Below are 22774 nucleotides of genomic sequence, written 5' to 3'. Positions count from 1 at the left end.
GCGCCCTTTCCGGGCATGTTTCCCTTCGCTCCTCGTGATTTGGGGATTGTCCCGTCATTCAGCAAGTTCGCAAGGCAAACCTCGCGCGGGCCCGTCAACTGGCCACCAATTGAAACGGCTCTCCCATCCGGACCTCCGGCTCGCGCTCCAGGAGATTGGCCAGCGTTTTGAACCGGCGGCTGACGCGTTCGCCTTCGAGGTCGGCATAGGGCTCGGGCAGCGTCCAGACCAGCCGGTCGCCCTCGTATGCGAGCGGGGTGTGCGGCAGGACCCCCGGCATGGCCGCCGAGACCATATGGGCGACACGGAACGCCGCCCCCAGGATCTTCGCCCGCTTCAGAGCCTCCTTGTCGACCAGTTCGACCAGACCCTGGCTCAGCTCGTCGCTCACCACGCCCTCGTTCCGGTAATAGGCCGTGAGCGCCAGGAACGCGCGGCCGGGGTGATCGACGCCCACGAGATCGCCGTTCGCGATCAGGTTGAGGCTTTGGGCGCCGCGGTAGTCGGGATGCGCGCGCCAGCCGATATCGGACAGGAGACACGCGGCGTGGCGCAGCCGGGTCTGCTCGGGCGTCTCCACCGGCCCCGGCACGCGAAAGAGCCCATCGGTCCAGGCCAGCAATTCGTTGGCATTCTCCACCGAGCGTGCGCGCTGCAGCGCGAGCGTATGGCAGGCCTCGATCAGCGGATCCTTGGCCCGTTCCTCGGCGCTGAGCAGGCTGTAGAGCAGGCCTTCGCGGATGCCGAAGACCGACGTCACGATGGATCGGGGCTTCATTTGCTTGATGAGCCGTTCGAGCACCAGCGCGCCGTAAGGCAAGGTCTCCCGCCGGGCGCTGGAGATTTCGCGCAGGCCCGGCATATCTTCGTCCAGCCGGCCATACAGCCCCGAGACGAATTTCAGCAAATCCTGCGCATCCATCCGGTAGTTGTGCATCACGCGCAAAGGATAATCGGTCTGGGCCATATGCAGGCGCGCGACGGCCCGCCAGGTTCCGCCGATGGCATAGAAATCCCGGCCCCGGCCCTTTTCGAGCCAATCGACCTTGGAAAACTCCGCATCGATGACCTCGCGCGCCTTCTTGAGGTTTCCGCCCGAGACATCGATCAGACGCAAGCCCCCGAGCGGCAATGTGAGCGCATCGGACAACCGCCCGCCCCGCACGTCCACCAGTTCCAGGCTACCGCCGCCGAGGTCGCCCACGAAACCGTCGGCCGCGTAGATCCCGGACACGACCCCAAGGGCTGCGAGTTCCGCCTCCATCGTGCCGGACAGCACGGTGATCTTCTTCCCCAGGACCTCTTGGGCCTTGGCGATGAATTCCGGGCCGTTCTTCGCATCGCGCGCGGCCGCCGTGGCGATCACCTCGGTCCGGTGGACGTGAAGCTGGGCGATCAGGGCCCGAAAGCGCCGGAGCGCCCGCAAGGCGCGCGCGACGCCGGCCGGTTCGAGAGTTCCGGTGGTCGCGATCGACCGGCCCAGCCCGCAGAGGACCTTCTCGTTGAAGAGCGGCGCGGGCGCGTGCGTGGCGCTGTCGTAGACGATCAGCCGCACCGAGTTGGAGCCGATATCGACCACCGCGACCGGCGCGCGTTTCTTCCTCCCAGCCATGGCGAGAGACTAGAGGTTCTCTTCGACCCGCGTAAAGCGCGGAGGCATGTTTTCCGGTAGAGAAGTGCCGCGCCCGGACAGGCTGGGATTGGTCATGAAGTAGTTTTGAGCGCTGAAGGGCTCCTCGCCCGCCTCGGGATGGATCCGCACGGAGTTCCCGTCCGGCAGGACGCGCCAGCTCTGAAGGTTGTCCTTCAGATTCGCCACCATGATCTGATCCAGAATCTGCTCATGCACCCGTGGGGTTCTTGATGGCGTCATGGCCTCGACCCGGCGGTTGAGGTTGCGCGGCATCATGTCGGCGGAGCTGATATAGACCGCGGCCTTCCGGTGCGGCAGACCGTGGCCCGCGCCGAAACAGTAGATCCGGGAATGTTCCAGGAAGCGCCCGACAATACTCTTCACGTGGATATTCTCCGACAGACCCGGCACCCCTGGCCGCAGGCAGCAAATGCCACGGCAGACGAGATCGATCTCGACACCGGCCTGGCTCGCCTCGTAGAGCGCGTCGATGATCTCCGGATCCACAAGCGAGTTCAGCTTCATCCAGATCGCCGCAGGGCGCCCGGCCTTGGCATGGTACATCTCCTCGCGGACGTGATCGAGAATGCGGGCCCGGATGCCGCCCGGCGAGACGGCCATGGATTCGAGCTCCGCCGGCTCCGCATAGCCCGTCACGTAGTTGAAGATGCGCGACAGGTCGTTACCGATGGAGCGGTCGGCGGTGAAGTAGGACAGGTCCGTGTAGATCTTGGCCGTGACGGGGTGGTAGTTGCCCGTCCCCACATGGCAATAGGTCGCCAGCTCGCCGCGCTCGCGGCGGACGATGAGGCTGAGCTTGGCGTGGGTCTTCAGCTCGATGAAACCGTAGACCACCTGGACGCCCGCGCTTTCCAGATCGCGGGCCCATTTGATGTTGGCTTCCTCGTCGAACCGGGCCTTCAGCTCGACCACCGCCGTCACCGATTTGCCCGCGTCGGCCGCGTCCTTCAGCGCCTCGATGATCGGGGACGTCTTGCTGGTCCGGTAAAGCGTCCACTTGATCGCCACCACGTCCGGATCGGCCGCGGCCTGCTTCAGGAACTGCAGCACCACGTCGAAGGACTCGTAAGGGTGATGAACCACGATGTCCTTCTTGGCGATGGCCGCGAAGCAATCGCCATGGTGCTCGCGGATGCGCTCGGGGAAGCGGCTGACATAGGGCGGGAACTTCAGGTCCGGACGCTCGGCCACGATGAGCTGGTCCGTATCGGCGAGTCCGATCAGACCCTTCTGCACGAAGCTCTCGCGCTCGGTGACCTTCAGTTCCTGCATGACGAAGCGCTGCAGCCGGGACGGCATGGTCGCTTCCATCTCGAGCCGGATGACGGAGCCGCGCTTCCGGCGGCTCAGAGCCGATTCGAACACCCGGACCAGGTCTTCGGCTTCTTCCTGGACCTCGATGTCGCTGTCGCGCACCACGCGGAATGCGCCTTGGCTGCGCACGCGATAGCCCGGGAAGAGCCGTGAGACGAAAATGCCGACCACGGTTTCCAGCCGCACGAAACGAATGCCCGTGCCGTCGTCCGTCTTTTGCGGCAAGCGGATGAAGCGGTCGAGCTGCGGCGGGATCGGCAGGAGCGCGTGCATGGTGCGGAACGACCCTTCGCGCACCAGCTCCAGTCCGAGCGTGAATCCGAAATTCGGGATGAACGGGAACGGATGGGCCGGGTCGACCGCAATCGGCGTCAGCACCGGGAAGATCAGGTTGAGGAAATGATCCTCCAGCCAATTGCGCTCGGAGTCCGTGAGCTGATCGGCGCTGAGCACATGAATGCCGGCCTCGCCGAGCTGTGCCTCCAGCGTCACCCAAGTCTCTTGCTGAAGCGCCGTGAGATCGGCCACGGAGCGATTGATCCGGTCGAGCTGCTGCGCCGGCGTCAGACCGTCCTGGCTCGGCGTTTCGATCCCCGCCACCATTTGCGCGCGAAGTCCGGCGACGCGGACCATGTAGAACTCATCGAGATTGTTGGCTGAAATCGACAGGAAGCGCAGACGCTCCAGCAAGGGGTGGCGGTCGTTCTCCGCCTCCTCCATCACCCGCTTGTTGAAATTGAGCCAGGAAAGCTCGCGGTTGAAATAGCGGCTAGGGCCATAGGCCGCGATTCGGGCAACCGCGCCTTCCGGCTCCATCGTTTCCGGAACGTTCATCGATATCCTCTTGAAACAACGCGCGTTGCGCGTCCGGCAGAGTCGTCATGTTAGACTGGCAACTGTATCACCAGCGTAACGGTAAAGGTCAATTGCGGCTGGCTACTCCATCGTCGCAGGCGGCCCCAACGCCTCCACGACGAGCTGCCGGCTGATCTTACGGCCGGAGCGCAGGGCCGCGCGGTCGACCGCATCGACGGCGGCCGCGGCCGCTTCCAGCGAACGGTCGATCCGAAGCGCGAGAAATTCAAGCACCTTCGGTTCGATCGTCAGTTGACGGTCGGAGAAATGTTTCAGCATCACCGTGCGCAGCAGCGCCTCGTCCGGCGCGCCGATCTCGGTCACGGGTACGGCGCTCAGACGCGACAGCAGGTCCGGCAGGGCGAAGGGCCAGCGGTTGGGGCTGACCCGGGCGGTCAGGAGGACGGAAAGGCGTTTCTCCCGGGCAAGGTTGAGGAGATGGAACAGCGTTCTCTCGTCGAAGCCGGCGCGGTCGGCATCCTCCACCGCGATCGCCGCCCCCGGCGCGCGCGCATCGAGCGTCGAGATGTCCAGTGTCGATGGATCGAGCGCATCCGCGCCCGACCGCTCCTGCCAGACCCGCACGAGATGGGTCTTGCCGCTTGCCGCCGGCCCCACGAGAACCTGGACCGCCCCATGCCAATCTGGCCACGCATCGACCATCCGCACCGCGGCGAGATTGCAATCGCTGACCAGAAAATCCTCCGCGCCAAGAGCCGCCCGGTGCGGCAGGTCGAAGGCAAGCTGACCGGGGTTCACGGCGTCCGGACCTCAGCCCGGGATGCCCCATTCGCGCCGCCGGTCGCACGCGATGCATGGCTCGTGGCTGGCCGGGCCTTCCCCTTGGAACGCCGCCTTGGCTCGGGGGGCTCGGGCTCGTAGCTCATCATGTGCCGGAGCCATCCCAGGAAATAGGCAAAGGCGGACAAGATCGTCAGGCCGCCCGTGATCCAAATCAACACGCCGACCAGACCCTCCAATCCCAGTCCGAGTCCCAGCTTGGCAAGGACGAGGCCGGCTAGCGCAATCTGCGCGAATGTATTGATCTTGCTGACGGCGAGCGGCTTGACCTCGACCGGACGGCCCATGATCCAGGCCAGGACCACCGCGCCGACGATGAGGATGTCGCGGCTGACCACCACGATGACGAGCCAGACCGGCAAATGACCGCCGAGACCCAGTGAGACGTAGATGGCGACAAGCAGCGCCTTGTCGGCGATCGGATCGAGATAGGCGCCGAGTTCGGTGTGCCAGCCATAGCGCTTGGCGAGATAGCCGTCGGCCGCGTCCGAGATTCCCGCCAGCATGAAGACGACAAAGCTCGCGAGGAAATCCTGATCGATAATGAGCCAGATCAGGAGCGGAACGGACACGATCCGCGCGAATGTCAGCGTGTTGGGGATATTCACCGGCGCTTCTCCAGAGCGTCTTACTTGGATCTCGTTGGTACCGTCTCGGCCGCGTCGCCTTTTGGCGTTTGGCACGGAGACTATCAGACTGCTATCGGCGCGGGGCCGATTTTTGGCGAACCGATCGTCTCAGGGAAGCGGCATGCCATCACCGGGCGCGCATCACAAGCGTGCCATCCCGCTCGTAAAGGGCAATGCCGTTCCGCGCGAGCACGGCCTGCAGTTGATCGACACTTCCATCGAAATCGAAGGACACCGAGGCGGCGCGGGCGGATTGGGACGTCACCGCGAAGTCGCGAAGCCCTTCCACCCGCTGAAGCCCAAAATGAATCTGCTGCCAGTCCCTTGCGCTGAAGAACTCGATGACCGCGTCAACGGGGCCGAGCGCCGCCGCGTCCGTCGCGGGCTCCTCGTCCGGGTAGAGTGAACGGCGCCTGAGCAACCCGTCGGCGGCTTCCTCGTACCCCGGATCGAGACGCGTCTGCCAGCGCCGTTCGAGCTGTGACCAACCCACGCGCCCGCGTCCGCCGTGGCGCCCCGGTCGCTGGCATCGACCGCGCTGGTGACGACGGCATCGACCCTGCCGGCCGCGTCCTCGCCGGCTAGACGGACACGGAAGAACCCGCCCGCGATCTCGCCAGCGGCGACGACGAGACCGCCATAGCCGTAGAGGCTGCGCAAGCCCGCATAGGCATCCACGTCTCCCGCCAGAACCGCGCGGACCGTCCTGGCATCGAGATCTTCGCGTGGTGCGACCAGGGTCGCCGGCGCGACGCCGTTCTCGAGATCGAGGCGCTCCCAGGCCGCGCGCCAATCCGCGCTCGCATCGTGCGCAACACCGTCGCCTTCGAGCATCACCGGCAGGATCGAAATGGCCGAGGCCGGCGCATCGACGAAAGGAATAGAGCGGCTGATCAGGAGTTGCTGGACGGACCCGGGATAGAACCGCACATCGAGGACGCCGATATAGCGGGTGGCGGACGTCTTCTCGCTCCGGATCGCAATGCCGGCCACGAGCCCTTCGATCTCGCCGTGGGAGAAAGTGGGGAGGGAGGCCTGTGAACTCAGCGGCACGAGACGGCGCAGCAGAATCTCCATGGCCCGCGTCTCCGCCTCCGCCATGCCCTTCTCGCGCGCGATCACCGCGTCCTTGGCCGTGACGTCCACATGGACCTTGGCGACATTGTAGAGGCTGGCGGCGCCGGCAAGTTCCGCGCCCGCCAGCAAGCCGGCCCCCACCAGAACGGCGCGACTCAATCTGGCAAAAAATGGCGCCAACCGCCTGAAACCTTTGCCTGACTGAACCCCCATCGACAGCTCCCCGGCCCGCCGCCGGACGTGTTCGTCCGGAAATGTTCGCCTGACGATGGGCGCCCCGCCTTTCCGCCGCGCGGGCTCTTGCCTGTGGCGCCCTTGCCTCTATCCCTCTGGCCTGCCAAGAGTGTTATGACAGAACTCCGGAACATGCACTCCGCGTGGCCGCGGCCCCAAAATCTCAACGCTCACACGACCCGACGTGCCCCACCCTTCCGACGTGTCCAAGCCTGGCGGCAAGCCGCTGACCTATCGCGAGGCCGGTGTCGACATCGATGCCGGCAACGCCCTTGTCGAGGCCATCGGCCCCCTCGCCGCCAAGACCAAGCGGGCGGGCGTTCTCGGCAATCTCGGCGGCTTCGGCGGACTGTTCGACCTGGCCGCGTGCGGCTTCAAGGACCCGGTCCTGGTGGCCGCGACCGACGGGGTCGGGACCAAGTTGAAGCTCGCCATCGACACGGGGCTCCATGGCGGAATCGGCATCGATCTGGTCGCCATGAGCGTCAACGACCTCGTGGTCCAGGGCGCCGAGCCGCTCTTCTTCCTCGACTATTTCGCGACCGGCAGGCTGGAGGTGGGGGTGGCGGCGCAAGTCGTGGCCAGCATCGCCGAAGGTTGCGCCCAAGCGGGCTGCGCGCTGATCGGCGGCGAGACCGCCGAGATGCCCGGCCACTACGGCGACGGCGACTACGACCTTGCGGGCTTCGCGGTCGGGGCCGTGGAACGGGACGCGATCCTGCCGCGCACCGACCTCGCGGCCGGCGACGTGCTGATCGGCCTGCCCTCGTCCGGCGTCCATGCCAATGGCTTCTCGCTGGTGCGCCGCGTCGTGGCCGAAAGCGGCCTTGGCTGGGACGACCCCGCACCGTTCGCGCCCGACACAAAGCTGGGCGAAGCGCTCCTCGCCCCGACCCGTATCTATGTCCGCCAAGTTCTTGATACGATTCGCGAGAAACCGGGCGCCGTGAAGGCGCTGTGCCATATCACCGGCGGCGGGCTGATCGACAATCTGCCCCGCATCCTGCCCGACGACATTGCCGCTGGGATCGACACCAATACCATCGACATGCCGCCCGTGTTCGAATGGCTGCAGGCGCAAGCACGGCTCGATGCGCATGAGATGTACCGGACCTTCAACTGCGGTGTCGGGATGGTCGTGGTGACGTCGGCGGCCGATTCCGATGCAGTCATCGCGAACCTCGGCGGCGACGCGAAAGTCATCGGCACGCTGAAAGCACGCGGTGGCGGCGCGGCTGTCCAACTCGGCGGCGCGCCGGCATGAGCGCGAAGCGGCGAGTCGGCGTTCTGATCTCCGGCCGCGGCAGCAATCTGCAGGCGCTGATCGACGCCGCCAAGGCGCCTGACTACCCGGCCGATCTCGTGCTCGTGATTTCCAACGTGCCTGGCGTCCAGGGTCTCGACCGCGCCGAGGCGGCCGGCATCCCGACCTCTACCGTCAACCACCGGGACTTCCCGTCGCGCGAAGCCTTCGAGGCCGCGCTGGACGAGGCGTTGGGCGCAGCTGGCGTGGACCTCCTCTGCAATGCCGGGTTCATGCGCTTGCTGACGGAAGGCTTCGTCTCCCGCTGGCTGGACCGCCACCTCAACATCCACCCGTCCCTGCTGCCGGCCTTCAAGGGCCTCGACACCCATGCGCGGGTGCTTCGGTCCGGCGCGCGCATCACCGGATGCACCGTCCACTTCGTGCGCGCGGCCATGGACGACGGCCCGATCGTGGGACAGGCGGCCGTACCGGTCCTCGAGGGCGATACAGAGGAGGCTCTCGCCGCCCGCGTGCTGGCCGCCGAGCATCGGCTCTATCCCCATGCCTTGCGGCTCGTTGCGTCCGGGCAGGTCGCCGTGGACGGTGAGCGGGTCGCCGGCATCCCCGTGAGGCCAGACGAGTCCAATGGGGCCGATGCGCCCGAAGGACGCGGCGAATCCGCCCTTTTTTCGCCCCCGCTTCGGGGCAATTTTTGATTGAGTCCTCAGAAACTTGGAAAAATACGCCTGCGGACCCGCGAAACTTGACGCATCGCAAGACTGTGCGGCGCAAGGCCCCGTAGACAATGCAGACAAGCGGATGCTAGGAACAACGTCTATTCAGTCGATCTCCGCAACAACGACCCGCGCGCGGAAGTCCTGCGCGCGCGAAGGTTGCCCGAGACCTGGTGCTGATCTTGCGGTTTGGCCTCAAGCCCTGTCCGGCACACTTGGCCCAATACTTGGCCCAATGGGGACAGTCGGCCCAACAATAAGAGGGATGGCGTAAATGGCGGACATGACGGTCGCCTACTCTCCGTCGCACGGTCTCGGAGAAGAAGACAGTATTTGGTTCAAGCTTTCGGCGCTTCTGAATCAAGAGGACCCCATGCAGGTTCTCATGGCGCTGTGCGAAAAGTACAACGGCGTCCTGCCGGTCAATCTCAAGAACCAACGCATCGTGCTCCTGAGCGAGCCTGAACACGCCGAACGCGTTCTGGTGACGAACGCCGACAACTACACCAAATATTTCGACGGGCTCCGTCCCGTTTTCGGCCGCAGCATGATTACCATCGACGGCGCGCTGTGGCAGAAGATCCGCGTGCCCCAGCAGGCGGCGTTTCATCCGAAGATGTTCGAGGAGTACTTCCCCTATCTGATGTCGGCCATCGACTCCAAGATGGAGCGCTGGCAGAAACTCGCGGAGTCGGGCGAGACCGTCGAGATGGTGGAAGAGACCTGGACGATGGCCGCCGACATGGTGTGCCGCGCGCTGTTCGACCGCGAGATGCCGTTCAACCCACATTTCGTCTTCAAGCAGGTCAAGACCTACACCGACGTCGTGAACCACAAGAACGTGCGCCTGAAGAACGTGCGCGGCGAACTCGAGGAGATCACGGACGAGGACCCGGCCAAGGCCATGGAGGTTTGGCACTCGGTTCCGGACACGGTGATCGGCGCAAACGTGATCGATCACCGCGAGAAGACCCTGCTGACGGCGATGCAGGAGGCCGAGGCGGATCCCGACTTCCCGGAGTTCGACCACCGCCAAGTCATCGACGAGATGAAGCAATATCTGTGGGCGGGCACCGAGACCACGGCGCTGACGCTGGCCTGGTCGCTCTATCTGTTGTCTCAGCATCCCGAAGCGATGGAGCGCGTCCGCGAAGAAGCGCACCGGATCTGCGGCGACGCCGATCCCCAATGGGACCAGGTACATCAACTCAGCTACACCCGCATGGTCATCCAAGAGACCATGCGCCTATACCCGCCGATCTGGGGGCTGATCCGCATTGCCGCTGGCGACGACGAGATCGCCGGACACAAGATCAACGCGGGCGACAAGGTCTCGATGCTGACCTACATCGCTCATCACAGCCCCAAATATTGGGAAGATCCCGAGAAGTTCGATCCGGAGCGTTTCGCGCCCGAGCGGGCCAAGAAGCGGCGGAAATATTCCTACCTGCCGTTCGCGGCCGGAAAGCGGGCCTGTATCGGCGGCGCGCTCTCCCAGATCGAGAACACGCTGGCGCTGGTTCAGCTCTTGCGCCGCTTCACGCCGGAATATGTCGGGCCCACCCCGGCCAAGATCCGCGCGACCGTGACGCTCTGCCCGCAGGGCGGCCTGCCCTTCCGCATCCGCGAACTCAGCTAGGCGCGGCCGTCGGCGCGCGGTCACACGCGTACCGGACGTCAGGGTCGTCGGTTCGCAATCGTGCGTCCAGGCGAGCGCCCCCTACCCGACGATTTCGCTCTTCTTGAAGCAGAGGTCGATCTCGCGCTTCGCGTTTTCCGGCGTGTCCGAGCCATGGACGGAGTTGCGCTGCAGGCTAATGGCGAAATCCTTGCGGATCGTGCCGGGATCCGCATCGACCGGGTTGGTCGCGCCCATGACCGAGCGATTGCGCTTGATCGCGTCTTCGCCTTCGAGCACCTGGACCACGATGGGGCCGGAGGTCATGAATGCGACGAGTTCGTCGAAGAAGTCGCGCTTCTTGTGCATTTCGTAGAATTCTTCGGCCTGCTTCTTCTTCCACCAGACGCGCTTCTGTGCGACCACGCGGAGCCCAGCCCCTTCGAGGCGCGCGACGATCAGCCCTGTAATATTGCGCTCGGTCGCGTCGGGCTTGATGATCGAGAGCGTGCGTTCCATGGCCATGGCCGTAAGTCCTTCTAGTCTTTGATTCTTCGGGAATTTCGAATCTCGGCCGGGCTTATAGCCATCGGTCGTGACAGCCACAAGGCGCGGGCGCAAAAATCGATTGGTGTGTGATATGAAAGCCCCAAAGCGTTGCTCAGATAACGCAGTGAGGACGTAGCGATGCTCTATGCCACGATCAAGGTTCTTTTGACGAGCGTCCTTGTGGTCGCAGTCTCCGAAACGGCCAAGCGCAGCGCCTTGTTCGGTGCACTGATCGCTTCGATCCCGCTCACGTCGGTGCTGGCCGTGATCTGGCTCTACGTGGATACCGGCGACACGGAGAAGATCGCGCGCCTGTCCACGGGGGTCTTCTGGCTTGTCGTGCCGTCCCTCGTGTTGTTTGTCAGCCTTCCCATCCTGTTGCGTGCGGGCCTGGAATTCTATCCGAGCCTCGCGGTCTCGATGGCCCTGACGGTCGCCGCCTATTTCACGATGCTCTCCATCCTAGGGCTGGCCGGCATCAAAATCTAACGATCCGACCACGGATTGAATCAGGCCTTCTGCTGCCATCGGCCGTCTTCGTCCTGCTGCCAATAGCTGACCGCGAAGCCCTGATGCTTCGCCGCCGCCCACGCCTCCCGCGCGCGCGCCACCGCATCGGCGTCGTGGCCGTCGAAAATATGGACCACACGCGCATACGCACCAACCGCGTCGACGTTCGCCCCGTCCACCAGGAAACGGACGGCCGCGCCGTTGGGATTGGTGTCGGCATCGGTCAGATAGACAGGCTGGGCGTCCGGTGCGCCGTCGGCGGCGGCGCCATGCGGCAGGAAGCTGTCCTCGCGGTAGGTCCAGAGCAGCGTGTTGAGCGCCTCGACCCGTTCCGGACTCGAGGCCTGAACCGCGGCACGCCAGCCCCGCTCCAAGGAGCGCTCCAACAGCGCCGGCAAGACCTGATCCAGCGTGCGGCTCTCCAAATGGTAGAAGAAGACCTCCGTCTCGCCACTCATCACGACTTGGCTTTCACGTAAGGGTTCGTGCCTTTGCGTAGATTGAAACGGATCGGCACGCCCGGCAAATCGAACGTTTCGCGCAAGCCGTTCACGAGATAGCGGACATAAGAGTCCGGCAGCGCCTTGGGCTGGGAACAGAACGCGACAAAGGTCGGCGGACGCGCGTTGGCTTGGGTCATGTAGCGGATCTTCAACCGGCGACCGGCGACGGCCGGCGGCGCATGCGCGTCGATCATGCCGGCCAGCCAGTCGTTCAATGCGGCGGTCGGCAAGCGCCGGTTCCATACCGCGTCCGCCGCCAGAACCGCATCCATGAGCTTGTCGACGCCCTTGCCGCTTTGCGCCGACAGCGTCACCAAGGACACGCCCTTGACCTGAGGCAGCAGGCGCTGACACATCTCGCGCAGCTCGGCGAGCCGCGCCTGCTTGTCGCTCACGAGATCCCATTTGTTGACGGCGATGACGAGCGCGCGCCCCTCTTGGGCGATCAGATCGGCGATCTGCAGGTCTTGTTTCTCGAAGGGCTGTTCGGCGTCGAGCAGCAGTACCACGACCTCGGCGAACTTGATCGCCCGCAGCGTGTCGCCGACCGACAGAACCTCGGCGCGCGCGTCGATCCGCGCTTTGCGCCGCAGCCCCGCCGTGTCGAACACGCGGAGGCGCCGCGAACCCCAAACGATCTCCGTGGCGATCGCGTCGCGTGTGATCCCCGCTTCCGGTCCCGTGATCATGCGGTCCTCGCCCAGAAGTGCGTTGACCAGCGTGGACTTGCCCACATTGGGGCGCCCCGCGATGGCGATCCGCAACGGATAAACGCCCTCCTCGTCCGGTTCGCCCTCTTCGGGGCCGGCCTCCGCCGAAGTCTCGCCTTGGGCGCGGCGATAGGCCTCCGCGATCGCCTCGGTCACGTCGCCGATCCCGAGGCCGTGCTCGGCAGAGATCGCCAGGGGCTCGCCGAGCCCCAAGGAGAAGGCCTCGTAGTATCCGGGCTCGGCGCTCCGCCCTTCGGACTTGTTCGCCGCAAGGACGACGGTCTTGCCGGCCTTGCGCACAAGATCGGCGAAAATCTCGTCCGCCGCCGTGACGCCCACCCGGGCATCGATGATGAACAGGACAAGGTCGGCCTGCGCAATCGCCGCTTCGGTCTGGAGCCGCATCCGCGCGGTCAGGCCGTCGTCACCGGATTCCAACCCCGCCGTATCGATGAGCGTGAGCGGGCAGCCCTCGAGAACCACGTCGGCCTCGCGCCGGTCGCGTGTCAGCCCGGGCTGATCGTCGACGAGCGCGAGCTTTCTGCCCGCGAGGCGGTTAAACAGCGTGGACTTGCCCACGTTGGGGCGTCCGACAATGGCGACGGTAAAGGGCATGACGGCGAGAGCACGGAGTCCGGTGTTTCAGACCAACGAAGACACACGAAGGAACACAAACGAGGCGGCCAAACAAGAACCGCCAAATGAAGACGACGGAGCGCTAGTTGGTCGCCGACCCGTCCATCTCGGTGCCGTCCGTTTCGGCATTGTCCGTCTTGGACTCATCCGTGTCGGCCCCGGTATCCGTGGTGGTCTCGCTGAGAATGAGAGCAAGCATCACGTTGGCGCGCTCGCGCATATTCCGCGGCGTTCCGCCATCGGCCAAGAGCGCGCTGAACTGGTCCTCGGCCGCTTTCATGTCCTTGTGCTGATAGGCCGAAAGCCCCAACAGCTCGCGCGCGGAAAACCGCCAAGCGCTCTTCCCGCTCGCCAGTCCGTCGAGACGCTTCTGCATCTCGGCATAGTCCGCCTTGTCGAGCCGCAGCGTGGCAGCCTGAAGCGTCGCGAGGCCCTTCAGAATCGCATCGACCTGGCGGTCCTTGGCCAGCGCCTCATAGGCCTCGACGGCCTTGTCGGTCTCGCCGACCTTGGCCTGGCTCGAGGCGAGCTGAAACCGTGACAGAACGCGATAGCCGGACGGCCCGTCCTTGGCCAGCTCCTTGAACGCTTCGTTCGCCTTGTCCTGGTCGCCGCCGCTCTCGAGCGCGAGCGCGCTCGTGAACGCATCGCCCGCCGTCTCGGCCGCGCTCTCTTTAAGGTAGGTCCACACATTGTAGGCGACGACGCCGATGATGAGCGCCAGCGCCAGGCCGATAACATAGATCCCGAACTTGTCCCAAAGTGCCGTGTACCGCTCCCGACGAACCGCTTCGTCGACCTCGCGAATGAAACTGTTGTCGCTCATGTGGTTAAGGGCTCTTTCGGCTTTCGTATCGGCCCGCGGGCGCGGGTGAACGGGGATGGCTGCGGAACCCGGGCAGACGCCCGGCCTAACCCACGCCGTATAGTGAAGGCCGCTAGCTCGCGCAAGGCTGAATGCCACCGGCGTCCCCTGGCCGCCCCGGAGACGCCTGCATGATCGGCAACGCTATCAGACTGATATCTTGACTTTTTTGGGCGCCGCGGGAACCTCGTCCAGCGTCGAATAGGTGTGTTCGGCGGCCGGAAACGCGCGCGAACGGACGTCCTGCGCATAGGCTTTCACAGCCCCCTCCACTGCGGACCGGAGCTCGGCGTATTCCTTGACGAATTTCGGCACCCTGGGGGCAAGCCCAAGCATGTCCTCGAGCACCAAGACCTGCCCGTCGCACTGGGCCGACGCGCCGATCCCGATCGTAGGGATCGGCACCTCCCTGGTGATGCGCGCGGCAAGCGCCTCGGCAACGGCCTCGATCACCATGGAAAACGCCCCCGCCTCGGCCACAGCGCGGGCATCGTCCTCGAAGCGGGCCCACTCGGCGCGGCGACGTCCGCGCGCCGCGAACCCGCCGAGCTGATTGACGGCCTGGGGCGTCATGCCGATATGGCCCATCACGGGAATGCCGCGCGCCGTCAGATAGGCGATGGTCTCGGCCATCGGCACGCCGCCTTCGAGTTTCACAGCGCCACAGCCCGTCTCCTTCATGATGCGGGCCGCGCTCCGGAAGGCGACGGCGGGGCTCTCCTCATAAGAGCCGAAGGGCATATCGACCACGACAAGCGCCCGCTCCGAACCGCGCACGACGGCCTTTGCATGCGCGATCATCAGATCGAGCGGCACGGGCACCGTGCTTTCCAGGCCGTGCAGCACCATGCCGAGCGAGTCGCCCACCATAAGAACGTCCACATGGGGATCGACGAGCGCGGCCGTCTGCGCATGGTAGGAGGTCAGCACCACGATGGGCTCGCCACCTTTTCGTCCGGCGATATCCGGCGCGGTGGTGCGCTTGATGTAAGTCTGGTGTGACACTGGCCTTGACCTCGCGAATTTTCGTTCGTTCGACGGGTGTTATGCCAGACATATAAGCATTTGTGCAGCGCAATGACAGTGTGCCGTGCGCGCGCCTACATCGCCACCACCGGCTTGCCGATCAAGAGCGGGTGCAGCCAGATCAGGAACACTGCGTAGAACACGAGCCCCAAAACCACGGCGATGACGTCGTTGCGCGGGCTCCCCGGCCCCGGCGTCTCGATGAGCTCCGTGGGCCGGCGGTGCTTGAGCGCGATCCGGTCATAGACAGCGTAGGCCAGGAACGACCCGAACAGGACGATGCTGGCAAGATCGCCATTGACGAGCAGATGGGCGAGCGCCCAGGTCTTGATCGCGGTCAGCATGGGGTGCTTCACGATCTTCTTGATGCGCCCCGGAAAATAGGCCGCCACCAGAAAAATGAAGGCGGGCAGCATCAGCAGCATCGCCACATGCCGCATCCAAGCCGGAGGCGACCAGACCGGGATGAACGGCGCTTGGCGAACCCGTAAACGAGCAGCACAAGGCCGAGAATCGAAAGGATCGAGAAGAGCGCCTTGTAGCCGTTCTCTCCGAGCCTCTCGATCAACCGATCGCGCAGACCGCTGAACGTGGGCAGCAGGTGAATACCCAGAAACACAACGATGCCAATGATGAGCAGCGCCATAGCCGTCCTCCCTCAATCTCGCGGGGGAACCTATCACGCAGACCGGCGCGTTGCGATGCGTGGTGCGTCCCATACGTTGCTACGCATCATCGCAGCCGGGCCTAGCCGGAGCTGCAGATCGGGATCGGCCGCGGCGGCGGGGCCGGGCGCGCCTTTCGATAACGGGCGATGATCGGCTCCAGCTTCTCCTTGGGCCAAAATGTCGGCGTGCCGATCTCCTGCAAGCATCGGGCATTCCAATAGAGCCCCTCGCTGGAGAGTTTCTGGTGCGCCTTCACGGCCTTCGCGACCGCGTCGATGTCACCCGACTCCGGATAGATATAGACCGTGGTCGGCTGCTCCTTGATCATATCCACGATCAGCTTGGAGTCTTCCGGCGTCCAGCTGGTGCAGCCATTGCTGCGCCCGGAGCTGTAGTTCAGCAGCCGGCCGTAAGGCACATAGCCCTTGTCGTTCGCGTAGGGGCTGTCGGGACGCTTGCGAAGACACATGCCCCGCAACAGCACGGCCGAATGCCCGCCGATGGCGCGCTCGCGCGCGTTGGCCGTATCGCCCTCGCCCTCGAACTGCACGAAGGGGCGCACCAGCGCCACGGACTTGCCGTGAGACCGGTAATAGCCCTTGAACGAGGTTCGGGTTTCGGCGGTCACATAGCCGCCGCCCGTCGTCAGTTTCGAGCCCTCGGCGTTGCTGAAATTCTTCGCGCAGCGCCGGCCGTTGGCGAAGTTGGCGCCGGGCAATCTCCGTCCGTTGCCGTAACCGGAGGAGATCGCGCGGAACGACATATCGTGTTCGCAGATGATGTAGAACCGGCGCGCCACCCGGCCGCTGCTCGCAACGCTGGGCCGCGTCGCATCCATGGCAAAATAGCAGGGGTTCTTGGCCGACCCCTCCACGACCTTCTCCATGTAGAGGGCGCGCGCCCGCTGCAGGACGATCTCGGAAATTTGCCCGTCGCCGTTCCCCACATGGCGCTGCAGCCAGGGCGGAACGGCTTCGAAGTGCTCGCCGGCAAGCGCAGAGGGCGGCTCGAGCCAAATGGCCAGCGCCGCCGCGGCCAAAATAGCCAGTAGACTGACGACCCTCGGACGGAGAGGAATCAATCTCACCAAATGTCGTCTCCTATCGAATCGTTCCCTTTGCGATTCTGCGCGGAAAAATGCCCCTATTGCGGCGTTTTGCTGGCGCGAATCGAACACGCAGAACAACCGATGCTAATCATAGACGATAAATCCTCCGTGTAACCCCTGCGCCGTAAAAAGAGGCGTTTCAGGCGGAAAACGCGTCCTTTGGCCGCCACGCACGGTCCGAAACCCGATCTGCGTCAGCATTCACGCACGGGCGTAAAGGTGCAGCGCCCCGCCGAGCGTGCCTTGTTCCAGGCAATGCAGCATGTCCGCGTATCTCTTGCGCACCGCCTCGAAGACCTCCGGCGAACGCACGGCCGCGAGCATCTCCCTATTCTCGTCCATGCGGGCAAGGAAGCGGGCATACCAGGCGGCATAGGCCAGATCGAGGTTGACGATGCCGGTGCACGCCCATCCCTGGCGTTCGGGCAGCTGGCGCATCTGCGTCATGGAATGAACGCTTGGCGGCAGGCAGCCGGTCGCGGCCAGGGCGCCGGCGTCATAGGCGATGTAGTCGAACACCCCGATGCGCGCGCCCGGGTTCGCAACCTCGTTGAACGACGCAAAGCACGCGTCCAGGTCGGGGCAGGCATAGAGCGAGTTGAAGGCGTAGATCACGTCCATCTTGGGCAGCGCCAGCTCGCCGAGCTTGGTGACGTCGCCCGGTATGAATTGGAAGTCCCGGTAGGTGGCGTTGGCGTGGCGCACGGACTCCGCGTCGAGATCGACCCCGACGACCACCGCGCCCGTCTTCTTGCCGATCGCGTCGGCCGTCGCCCCCAGACCGCAGCCCGCATCGAGCACGGTCTCGCGCGGCTGCGGCTTCACATGGGACAGGACGAGATCGATGGCCTCTTCCTCGCCGGGATGGGCGAAGTCGCCTCCGCGAATGCGCGCAAGGAACCTCTTGTTCTCGAAGGTGTTCATGGCCGTCATCGGGCAAGCCTACCCTCGCGCGGCGGCCCTAGCGAGCGGACCCGACGACCGTCTTCTTGCAGACCGGCAAATCGGACAAGGTCCGCGGCCGCCCGCTGCTCTTCTTTGCAAGCAGAAGGAGCGCGGGCTCGAGCTTCTCGCGCGGCCAGAAATTCGGCGCCCCGATCTCTCGTAAGCAGGCCGCGCTCCAATAAAGACCCGCGCGCGACAGCGACTGGCCGGCCCGCACCGCGCGGCCCACGGCCACGATGTCCTTGGCTTCGGGGTAGACATAGACCGTGGTCGGCTGGTTTTTCACGATGCCCAGGATCGTCTCGTTGATCTCCCGCGGCCAGCTGGTGCAGCCGCTTGAGCGCCCGGCGCTGTAGTCGACCAGCTTGCCGTAGGGAACGTAGCCGCCGCTGTCGGCATATTTGCTCGACGGCATCTTCATCCGGCACTGCCACCGCACGATCGCCGCCGAATGGCCGCCGATGGCGCGCACCCTGGCGGTCGCCGTCTCGCCCTCGCCTTCATACTGGAGGAAGGAACGCATCAGCGGCTGATAGCCGTCGTCGTCGTGGTAATAGCCCTTGAAGGACGTGCGGACTTCCGCAGTCACATAGCCGCCGCCCGTCGTCAGATGGGAGTTGCGGGCGTTGCTGAAGTTCTTCGCGCACTGGGTATTGTTCGAAAGATCGGCGATGCCCGGGAAGTTGCGGCCCGCTCCATGGCCCGACGAGACCGCCCGGAACAGGCCGTTGTTCTCGCAGATCACGTAGAAGCGCTTGGCGCCGTCGCCCGGACGGGTCGCGTCGAAGGCGAAGTAACAGGAATTCTTAACCGCGCCGGCACGGACCTTCGTCCGATGAAAATCGTGCGCGCGCTTGAGGACGGTGGCGGAGATCTGCCCCTCGCCGTCACCGATATGCGGGTTCAGCCAGGCGGGCACGCCCGGGACGACCGGCACGGCGGGCGCCGGTTCCGGCGCAAGCGCGGGCCGCATGGCAGGCGCGGGCTGAGCATAAGGCGGAGCCTGATGGGCCGGCCCGATCGGCGCGTTCGGCACGGGCATCACTGGCGAGGGCGCCGTCGCGGCAGGCGCATACCCGGGCGGCATTGTCTGCGGCGCCGGAGCCGCCTGTGGCGCCGGCATGGCCTGCGGCGGCGGCGCCTGAACGTCCGGCACATAGCGGGACCCGGGAACGGCCCGGTTCAAGGGTGTCTTCGGGACGGTGGTGACCGCCGACGGCGCGCCTTGCGACGGTGCGGCAAGCCAGGGAAGCTGTTGCGCGTTGGCGGAAAGAGGAAACGCGAGCGCGGCCGTCACCACGGCGCCGACGACAACGCCCGGCGTGCCGCCAAAGACCTTGGTGGCCTGAGATGTCCATTGAGACGTCCCTAGCACGAGACAGGCTCCCTCAAAACGCACAGTCCGGCCCGCCCAGGAGCGCCCCGGCCGGCCAAAACCCGACCCGGACACACGCAAGGCGGGTTGCTCTACTTAATATACCTCAATTTGAGACGTTAGAGCGGCGAGGGTTAATCGGCCGTGAACCGGGGGCGAGGCCCAATCTGCCGCCGTTCCCTGCAATCGGCCATGCCTGCGGAGCTCAACGGTGCGGACAGCCGGGCCAGCAACACGGGCGCCGCTTTCCGGCCTGAAGGTCGGAGCAGCCCCAATCGATCCGGCGCGTTCGGGTCTCCGCCTTCTTGGCGGACTCGATCCAGCAAATCCATTCGTTGCGGGCGAGCGGGGTGATGTCGCCCCAGGTCGCCAGCGCTTTCGGATTGGCGGTCAGCGCGCGTCTCAGATCGGCGGGCAGATCGTGGACCACGCCGCCGGGAATCTCCGTCTTCGAAGGCACGGTCGTCTTCGCCTCGGTGCAAGCCAGACAATCGCGACGCGGCGCCCGCGCGCCACATCCGCCGGAGAAGCATACGTCACCGCGGTGCGGAGCGTCACGCCGAACTACTCAAACCGCGCCAATCGCCATAACATGGCGGCCAAGACGTCCGGCAAACCCACCAAGAACCCGAAGAGTACGAAACAAGGACCAACGCAGAGGACGAACCGATGACCTCACGAACGACGACCGGACAAGGAAAACTCTACGACAGCATTGTCGACACCATCGGCAACACGCCCTGCATCCGCGTGAACCGCTTGGCGCCGGAGAATGTGCGCCTCTATGTCAAGGCCGAGTTCTTCAACCCGGCCGCGTCCGTGAAGGACCGCCTGGCCATCAGCATCATCGAAGAGGCCGAGAAGCGCGGCGCTCTCAAGCCGGGACAGACAGTAGTCGAGGCCACGAGCGGCAATACGGGCATCGGCCTTGCCATGGTCTGCGCCGCCAAGGGCTATCCGCTCGTGGTTACCATGGCCGAGAGCTTCTCCATCGAGCGGCGGAAGCTCATGCGCTTCCTCGGCGCCAAGGTGGTGCTGACCCCGAAGGAGCTTAAGGGCTTCGGCATGGTTCAGAAGGCGGTGGAGCTCGCGAAGAAACATGGCTGGTTCCTCGCCCACCAGTTCGAGACGCCCGACAATGCGCTCGTCCATGCGAACACCACCGCAAGAGAGATCCTCGCCGATTTCGACGGCGAGCGTCTCGACTATTTCGTCAGCGGCTACGGCACCGGCGGCACGGTGGCCGGTGTCGGCCGCGTGCTGCGTGAAAGACGCCCCGACACGAAGATCGTCCTGAGCGAGCCGGCCAACGCGGCGCTGGTCGGCAGCGGCATTCCCCAGGAGCGCGGGCCCGACGGCGCGCCGAGCGCCGGGCACTCCGCGTTCGAGCCGCACCCGGTGCAAGGGTGGACGCCGGACTTCATTCCGCTCGTCCTGCAGGAAGCCATCGACGGGCACTATTACGACGCGCTCATTCCCGTGGCCGGCCCCACCGCCATCGAGTGGTCCCGGAAGCTCGCGGCCGAAGAAGGCATCCTCACAGGCATCTCGGGCGGCGCGACCTTCGCCGTCGCAAGGCAGATCGCCGAACAGGCGGAAGACGGCGCCGTCATCCTCGCCATGCTGCCCGACACTGGCGAGCGCTATCTCTCGACGCCGCTGTTCGAGAACATCGAAGAGGTGATGACCGAGGACGAACGCGCCCTCATGAAGTCCACGCCGGGGTACCAGATGGCGGAGCGCTAGGTCTGTCAGGACCGAGTTGGGTATCCACCCACACAATCCAAACTTGTCATCTCAATTGCCCCGGCGGAATATCATGGATTATGAGTCGGGGTTGGAAAACAAGAATTCGACCGAATAGGCTGACCGGCACGTCACGTCGGTTTTTTCAGCCGTCTGTCTGGGCAATGCTTGCCCTCTTGGTCCTTGCTCCGGCTGCAGCCTTCGTGATCGATGTCTTGGATGCGCCAGCCAAGTTCAATTCTTTCTTTGACGAGTTACCCAAAGCGGCTACTCGGGTCGACGACTGGATGTTTGTCGACAAGATGCTCAGCGGCAAGTGGTCTAGCGCCCCGGAAGGCGATGTCATCGCCGGCTCTATAGGACCGCAGCAACTGGACGGTCGGGGAATGCCCGTGGACATCGACATGAGAGTCCATCGAGGCACCGTCACCGGCGCCATAGGCTCAGGCGGTCTCGGCAAGCACTATGTCTTTTCGGAAATTCAGATTGACGGACAGGTTTCTGCAGGAAATATCGAAGGGATCGCGTGGGACGCGATTGGCGGCGAGAAGGTTGCTCTAGCAAAGTTTGAGCTTCAGCAGGGGCAACTGGATGGCGAGCCGGTTTTGCTCTTTCGGATCATTGACCAAGCGAAAGCCTTCTTCCCAGCGCGCGCCACGCTGTGGCAGACTGACGCCATTCGCCCAGGCGAACTGAAAACACAGTTCTTCCGTACCATTGTTGAACAAAGGAAGGCACGACAAAGGGGCGCGCTTAGCGATTAAGGGCAAGTCCACGCAGCCACCGACGCTTGCTCTAACCTGACTGAGGCGAGAGCCTATTCAAAATATCCCTGTAGTCGGCGTCAATCAGGTCTTCCATAAAGCGCCACGAAACCAGGACTTCATGCGAACCAAGTACATATGGCAGCACATCGTAGGGAGAAAAGTTGAAAGTGAGCCCCCTTGTGTCAAAGCCGAATTGTGAGAGCAGCTTCCAAAGCGCATCTTCGTCGTCCGCATAGCCCCCAAAGAAGGAGTCCTGGCCGATCTCATCTTCGAACTCCGCAATGATGACCTTCTCACAATAACGAATTACCCTGCGCGCATTATCAGGTGAGTGCCCGAGTAATTCTTGGATGCTAATTGAACCGGCATCCTCCCCAAAAAAGTTCAGGGTCGTGATGTAGTGACTGGGATGTGCCGCATGAGCTAGGCCAATGTAAGAGTAAAATCTAACGGACAACATGTCACCGAAGCGAAAGAACTCCTCTGACCTGATTGACCACTCATGTTTCCTCTCGCCGCTGTCCTCGCCCATGTTGTCCGGGTACAGCCGTTTGAAATCACTCAGAGCACTAAAGTAACCCTCCAATACCAAGGCCGCGATAGCACCGTTCAAGTAGGTCCAGTACAAACCTTCATTTTCGTAGTTGAGATACTCCCCGCGGCAATCGTGGTCCTCCGTAATGTTTTCAAACTCGACCTTCCGCAGTCCCTCATGGGAACGCCCCGCTGTCACTGCCTGCCTGGACCGCTCAGGTGCCCCAACGGAAATCTGCTCCCGACGCTTTTCCACGCCGCTAGAAAGTTGTTCCTCCCAACCGTCACCGAAGTCAAAGTATTGGAACCGGGTCAATTCGACGGGCAAATTGAATGAGCCAATCCTAATCGGGATGATGTAGCGAGCTCCAAACGGTTGATCCTCAGCAAGCCGTAACGATTGGCGAATCTCTCGATTGACGACGCCCCGACGCTCCCAAATCGCATCAGAGCAGAGATGAATAGCGAGATCCGCTTCGCGCTGTCCCTTGTCGCGCTCCGCGTCCCAATCCATTCCCGGTACGAGCCGCTCCTTGTCAAACCAGACGTCATCGCCTTTCGCCGTTAGGAGTCCAAAAACTTCCCGAGCTATGTTTTCGTGCTCAGCAGGGTATCCGAGAAATATCTTCATGCCCGCCCCCCGCTCCCACTCAATAGTCCCCGGTGGCTT

The 22774-nt window shown here is 64.1% G+C and carries 22 protein-coding genes and 1 pseudogene; 6 read left to right on the top strand and 17 right to left on the bottom strand.

Annotation, left to right across the window (positions count from 1 at the left end):
• Positions 1 to 94: 94 nt before the first annotated feature.
• From ppx to AUC68_RS12705, 6 genes are all read right to left on the bottom strand, one after another.
• Entirely contained in the window at positions 95 to 1612 is a 1518-nt protein-coding gene (ppx, locus tag AUC68_RS12725; protein ID WP_069437989.1) for an exopolyphosphatase, read from the bottom strand.
• 9 nt (positions 1613 to 1621) lie between these two features.
• A complete protein-coding gene (locus tag AUC68_RS12720; RefSeq protein WP_069437988.1) occupies positions 1622 to 3802 on the bottom strand; it encodes an RNA degradosome polyphosphate kinase in 2181 nt (726 codons plus the stop codon).
• A 102-nt stretch (positions 3803 to 3904) separates the two neighbouring features.
• Positions 3905 to 4582 carry a P-loop NTPase family protein gene (locus tag AUC68_RS12715; RefSeq protein WP_069437987.1) on the bottom strand — a complete coding sequence of 226 codons (678 nt, stop codon included), beginning with the start codon at positions 4580 to 4582 and terminating at the stop codon, positions 3905 to 3907.
• The gene (locus tag AUC68_RS12710; protein WP_069437986.1) at positions 4579 to 5232 is read right to left on the bottom strand and encodes a CDP-alcohol phosphatidyltransferase family protein; all 654 of its coding nucleotides are present in this window, start codon (positions 5230 to 5232) and stop codon (positions 4579 to 4581) included. Before AUC68_RS12710 ends, AUC68_RS12715 begins: the two co-directional genes overlap by 4 nt.
• A gap of 148 nt (positions 5233 to 5380) precedes the next feature.
• Positions 5381 to 5518, bottom strand: coding sequence for a hypothetical protein (locus AUC68_RS16845; protein WP_158008312.1), 138 nt, complete (start codon positions 5516 to 5518; stop codon positions 5381 to 5383).
• On the bottom strand, positions 5515 to 6459 hold the full coding sequence (locus tag AUC68_RS12705) for a hypothetical protein (RefSeq protein WP_141701272.1): 945 nt from the start codon (positions 6457 to 6459) through the stop codon (positions 5515 to 5517). Before AUC68_RS12705 ends, AUC68_RS16845 begins: the two co-directional genes overlap by 4 nt.
• Before the next feature lie 289 nt (positions 6460 to 6748).
• Between AUC68_RS12705 and purM the strand changes: the two genes are divergently transcribed.
• The 3 genes from purM to AUC68_RS12690 all read left to right on the top strand — a co-directional run bounded on the left by purM (position 6749) and on the right by AUC68_RS12690 (position 10183).
• Complete coding sequence (purM, locus tag AUC68_RS12700; protein ID WP_204377034.1) at positions 6749 to 7828, top strand: phosphoribosylformylglycinamidine cyclo-ligase; 1080 nt, start codon at positions 6749 to 6751, stop codon at positions 7826 to 7828.
• Positions 7825 to 8526: a phosphoribosylglycinamide formyltransferase gene (gene purN, locus AUC68_RS12695; protein WP_069437984.1), complete on the top strand. Its 702-nt coding sequence runs from the start codon at positions 7825 to 7827 to the stop codon at positions 8524 to 8526. The genes purM and purN overlap by 4 nt, the downstream gene beginning before the upstream one ends.
• 292 nt (positions 8527 to 8818) lie before the next feature.
• Positions 8819 to 10183, top strand: a complete 1365-nt coding sequence (locus AUC68_RS12690) for a cytochrome P450 (RefSeq protein ID WP_244500519.1) — start codon at positions 8819 to 8821, stop codon at positions 10181 to 10183.
• A gap of 81 nt (positions 10184 to 10264) precedes the next feature.
• Here the strand turns inward: AUC68_RS12690 and ndk are convergent, their stop codons facing one another.
• Entirely contained in the window at positions 10265 to 10687 is a 423-nt protein-coding gene (gene ndk / locus AUC68_RS12685) for a nucleoside-diphosphate kinase (protein WP_069437983.1), read from the bottom strand.
• Between the two features lie 162 nt (positions 10688 to 10849).
• Here ndk and AUC68_RS12680 point away from each other — a divergent pair, with 162 nt between their 5' ends.
• Positions 10850 to 11200 carry a DUF3147 family protein gene (locus tag AUC68_RS12680; protein ID WP_069437982.1) on the top strand — a complete coding sequence of 117 codons (351 nt, stop codon included), beginning with the start codon at positions 10850 to 10852 and terminating at the stop codon, positions 11198 to 11200.
• Positions 11201 to 11220: 20 nt separating this feature from the next.
• Here AUC68_RS12680 and AUC68_RS12675 read toward each other — a convergent pair whose 3' ends face one another.
• From AUC68_RS12675 to AUC68_RS12635, 9 genes and pseudogenes are all read right to left on the bottom strand, one after another.
• Positions 11221 to 11679, bottom strand: coding sequence for a DNA polymerase III subunit chi (locus AUC68_RS12675; protein WP_069437981.1), 459 nt, complete (start codon positions 11677 to 11679; stop codon positions 11221 to 11223).
• On the bottom strand, positions 11679 to 13049 hold the full coding sequence (gene der / locus AUC68_RS12670) for a ribosome biogenesis GTPase Der (protein WP_069437980.1): 1371 nt from the start codon (positions 13047 to 13049) through the stop codon (positions 11679 to 11681). The genes AUC68_RS12675 and der overlap by 1 nt, the downstream gene beginning before the upstream one ends.
• Before the next feature lie 103 nt (positions 13050 to 13152).
• On the bottom strand, positions 13153 to 13896 hold the full coding sequence (locus tag AUC68_RS12665; protein WP_069437979.1) for a tetratricopeptide repeat protein: 744 nt from the start codon (positions 13894 to 13896) through the stop codon (positions 13153 to 13155).
• 186 nt (positions 13897 to 14082) lie between these two features.
• Positions 14083 to 14940, bottom strand: a complete 858-nt coding sequence (gene panB, locus AUC68_RS12660; protein ID WP_069437978.1) for a 3-methyl-2-oxobutanoate hydroxymethyltransferase — start codon at positions 14938 to 14940, stop codon at positions 14083 to 14085.
• A gap of 95 nt (positions 14941 to 15035) precedes the next feature.
• Positions 15036 to 15607, bottom strand: a pseudogene (locus AUC68_RS12655) (NnrU family protein).
• A 101-nt stretch (positions 15608 to 15708) separates the two neighbouring features.
• The gene (locus AUC68_RS12650) at positions 15709 to 16716 is read right to left on the bottom strand and encodes a murein L,D-transpeptidase catalytic domain family protein (protein ID WP_083240750.1); all 1008 of its coding nucleotides are present in this window, start codon (positions 16714 to 16716) and stop codon (positions 15709 to 15711) included.
• Positions 16717 to 16938: 222 nt separating this feature from the next.
• Positions 16939 to 17670, bottom strand: a complete 732-nt coding sequence (locus tag AUC68_RS12645) for a class I SAM-dependent methyltransferase (protein WP_069437977.1) — start codon at positions 17668 to 17670, stop codon at positions 16939 to 16941.
• A gap of 28 nt (positions 17671 to 17698) precedes the next feature.
• On the bottom strand, positions 17699 to 19057 hold the full coding sequence (locus tag AUC68_RS16540) for a murein L,D-transpeptidase catalytic domain family protein (RefSeq protein ID WP_069437976.1): 1359 nt from the start codon (positions 19055 to 19057) through the stop codon (positions 17699 to 17701).
• A 205-nt stretch (positions 19058 to 19262) separates the two neighbouring features.
• Positions 19263 to 19517 (bottom strand): YdeI/OmpD-associated family protein, encoded by a 255-nt coding sequence (locus AUC68_RS12635; protein WP_244500518.1) that lies wholly within the window; start codon positions 19515 to 19517, stop codon positions 19263 to 19265.
• 209 nt (positions 19518 to 19726) lie between these two features.
• Between AUC68_RS12635 and cysK the strand changes: the two genes are divergently transcribed.
• Both cysK and AUC68_RS12625 read left to right on the top strand, forming a co-directional pair.
• The gene (gene cysK, locus AUC68_RS12630) at positions 19727 to 20803 is read left to right on the top strand and encodes a cysteine synthase A (protein WP_069437975.1); all 1077 of its coding nucleotides are present in this window, start codon (positions 19727 to 19729) and stop codon (positions 20801 to 20803) included.
• A gap of 203 nt (positions 20804 to 21006) precedes the next feature.
• The gene (locus tag AUC68_RS12625) at positions 21007 to 21567 is read left to right on the top strand and encodes a hypothetical protein (RefSeq protein ID WP_141701271.1); all 561 of its coding nucleotides are present in this window, start codon (positions 21007 to 21009) and stop codon (positions 21565 to 21567) included.
• A 31-nt stretch (positions 21568 to 21598) separates the two neighbouring features.
• On the opposite strand, the gene AUC68_RS12620 is transcribed toward AUC68_RS12625, so the two are convergent.
• Complete coding sequence (locus tag AUC68_RS12620; protein WP_158008311.1) at positions 21599 to 22735, bottom strand: TIR domain-containing protein; 1137 nt, start codon at positions 22733 to 22735, stop codon at positions 21599 to 21601.
• Between the last annotated feature and the right edge of the window lie 39 nt (positions 22736 to 22774).

This window comes from Methyloceanibacter methanicus (assembly GCF_001723285.1).
Classification (GTDB): domain Bacteria; phylum Pseudomonadota; class Alphaproteobacteria; order Rhizobiales; family Methyloligellaceae; genus Methyloceanibacter; species Methyloceanibacter methanicus.
This window is presented reverse-complemented; position numbering and strand designations above follow the sequence as displayed.

What these genes read in the sequence shown, in the direction of transcription:
- AUC68_RS12690 (WP_244500519.1), top strand. Translation starts at nt 8,819, where the DNA reads ATGGCGGACATGACGGTCGCCTACTCTCCGTCGCACGGTCTCGGAGAA.
- purN (WP_069437984.1), top strand. Translation starts at nt 7,825, where the DNA reads ATGAGCGCGAAGCGGCGAGTCGGCGTTCTGATCTCCGGCCGCGGCAGC.
- AUC68_RS12680 (WP_069437982.1), top strand. Translation starts at nt 10,850, where the DNA reads ATGCTCTATGCCACGATCAAGGTTCTTTTGACGAGCGTCCTTGTGGTC.
- AUC68_RS12665 (WP_069437979.1), bottom strand. Translation starts at nt 13,896, where the DNA reads ATGAGCGACAACAGTTTCATTCGCGAGGTCGACGAAGCGGTTCGTCGG.
- ndk (WP_069437983.1), bottom strand. Translation starts at nt 10,687, where the DNA reads ATGGCCATGGAACGCACGCTCTCGATCATCAAGCCCGACGCGACCGAG.
- AUC68_RS12620 (WP_158008311.1), bottom strand. Translation starts at nt 22,735, where the DNA reads ATGAAGATATTTCTCGGATACCCTGCTGAGCACGAAAACATAGCTCGG.
- ppx (WP_069437989.1), bottom strand. Translation starts at nt 1,612, where the DNA reads ATGGCTGGGAGGAAGAAACGCGCGCCGGTCGCGGTGGTCGATATCGGC.
- cysK (WP_069437975.1), top strand. Translation starts at nt 19,727, where the DNA reads ATGACCTCACGAACGACGACCGGACAAGGAAAACTCTACGACAGCATT.
- der (WP_069437980.1), bottom strand. Translation starts at nt 13,049, where the DNA reads ATGCCCTTTACCGTCGCCATTGTCGGACGCCCCAACGTGGGCAAGTCC.
- AUC68_RS12645 (WP_069437977.1), bottom strand. Translation starts at nt 17,670, where the DNA reads ATGACGGCCATGAACACCTTCGAGAACAAGAGGTTCCTTGCGCGCATT.
- AUC68_RS12720 (WP_069437988.1), bottom strand. Translation starts at nt 3,802, where the DNA reads ATGAACGTTCCGGAAACGATGGAGCCGGAAGGCGCGGTTGCCCGAATC.
- AUC68_RS12675 (WP_069437981.1), bottom strand. Translation starts at nt 11,679, where the DNA reads ATGAGTGGCGAGACGGAGGTCTTCTTCTACCATTTGGAGAGCCGCACG.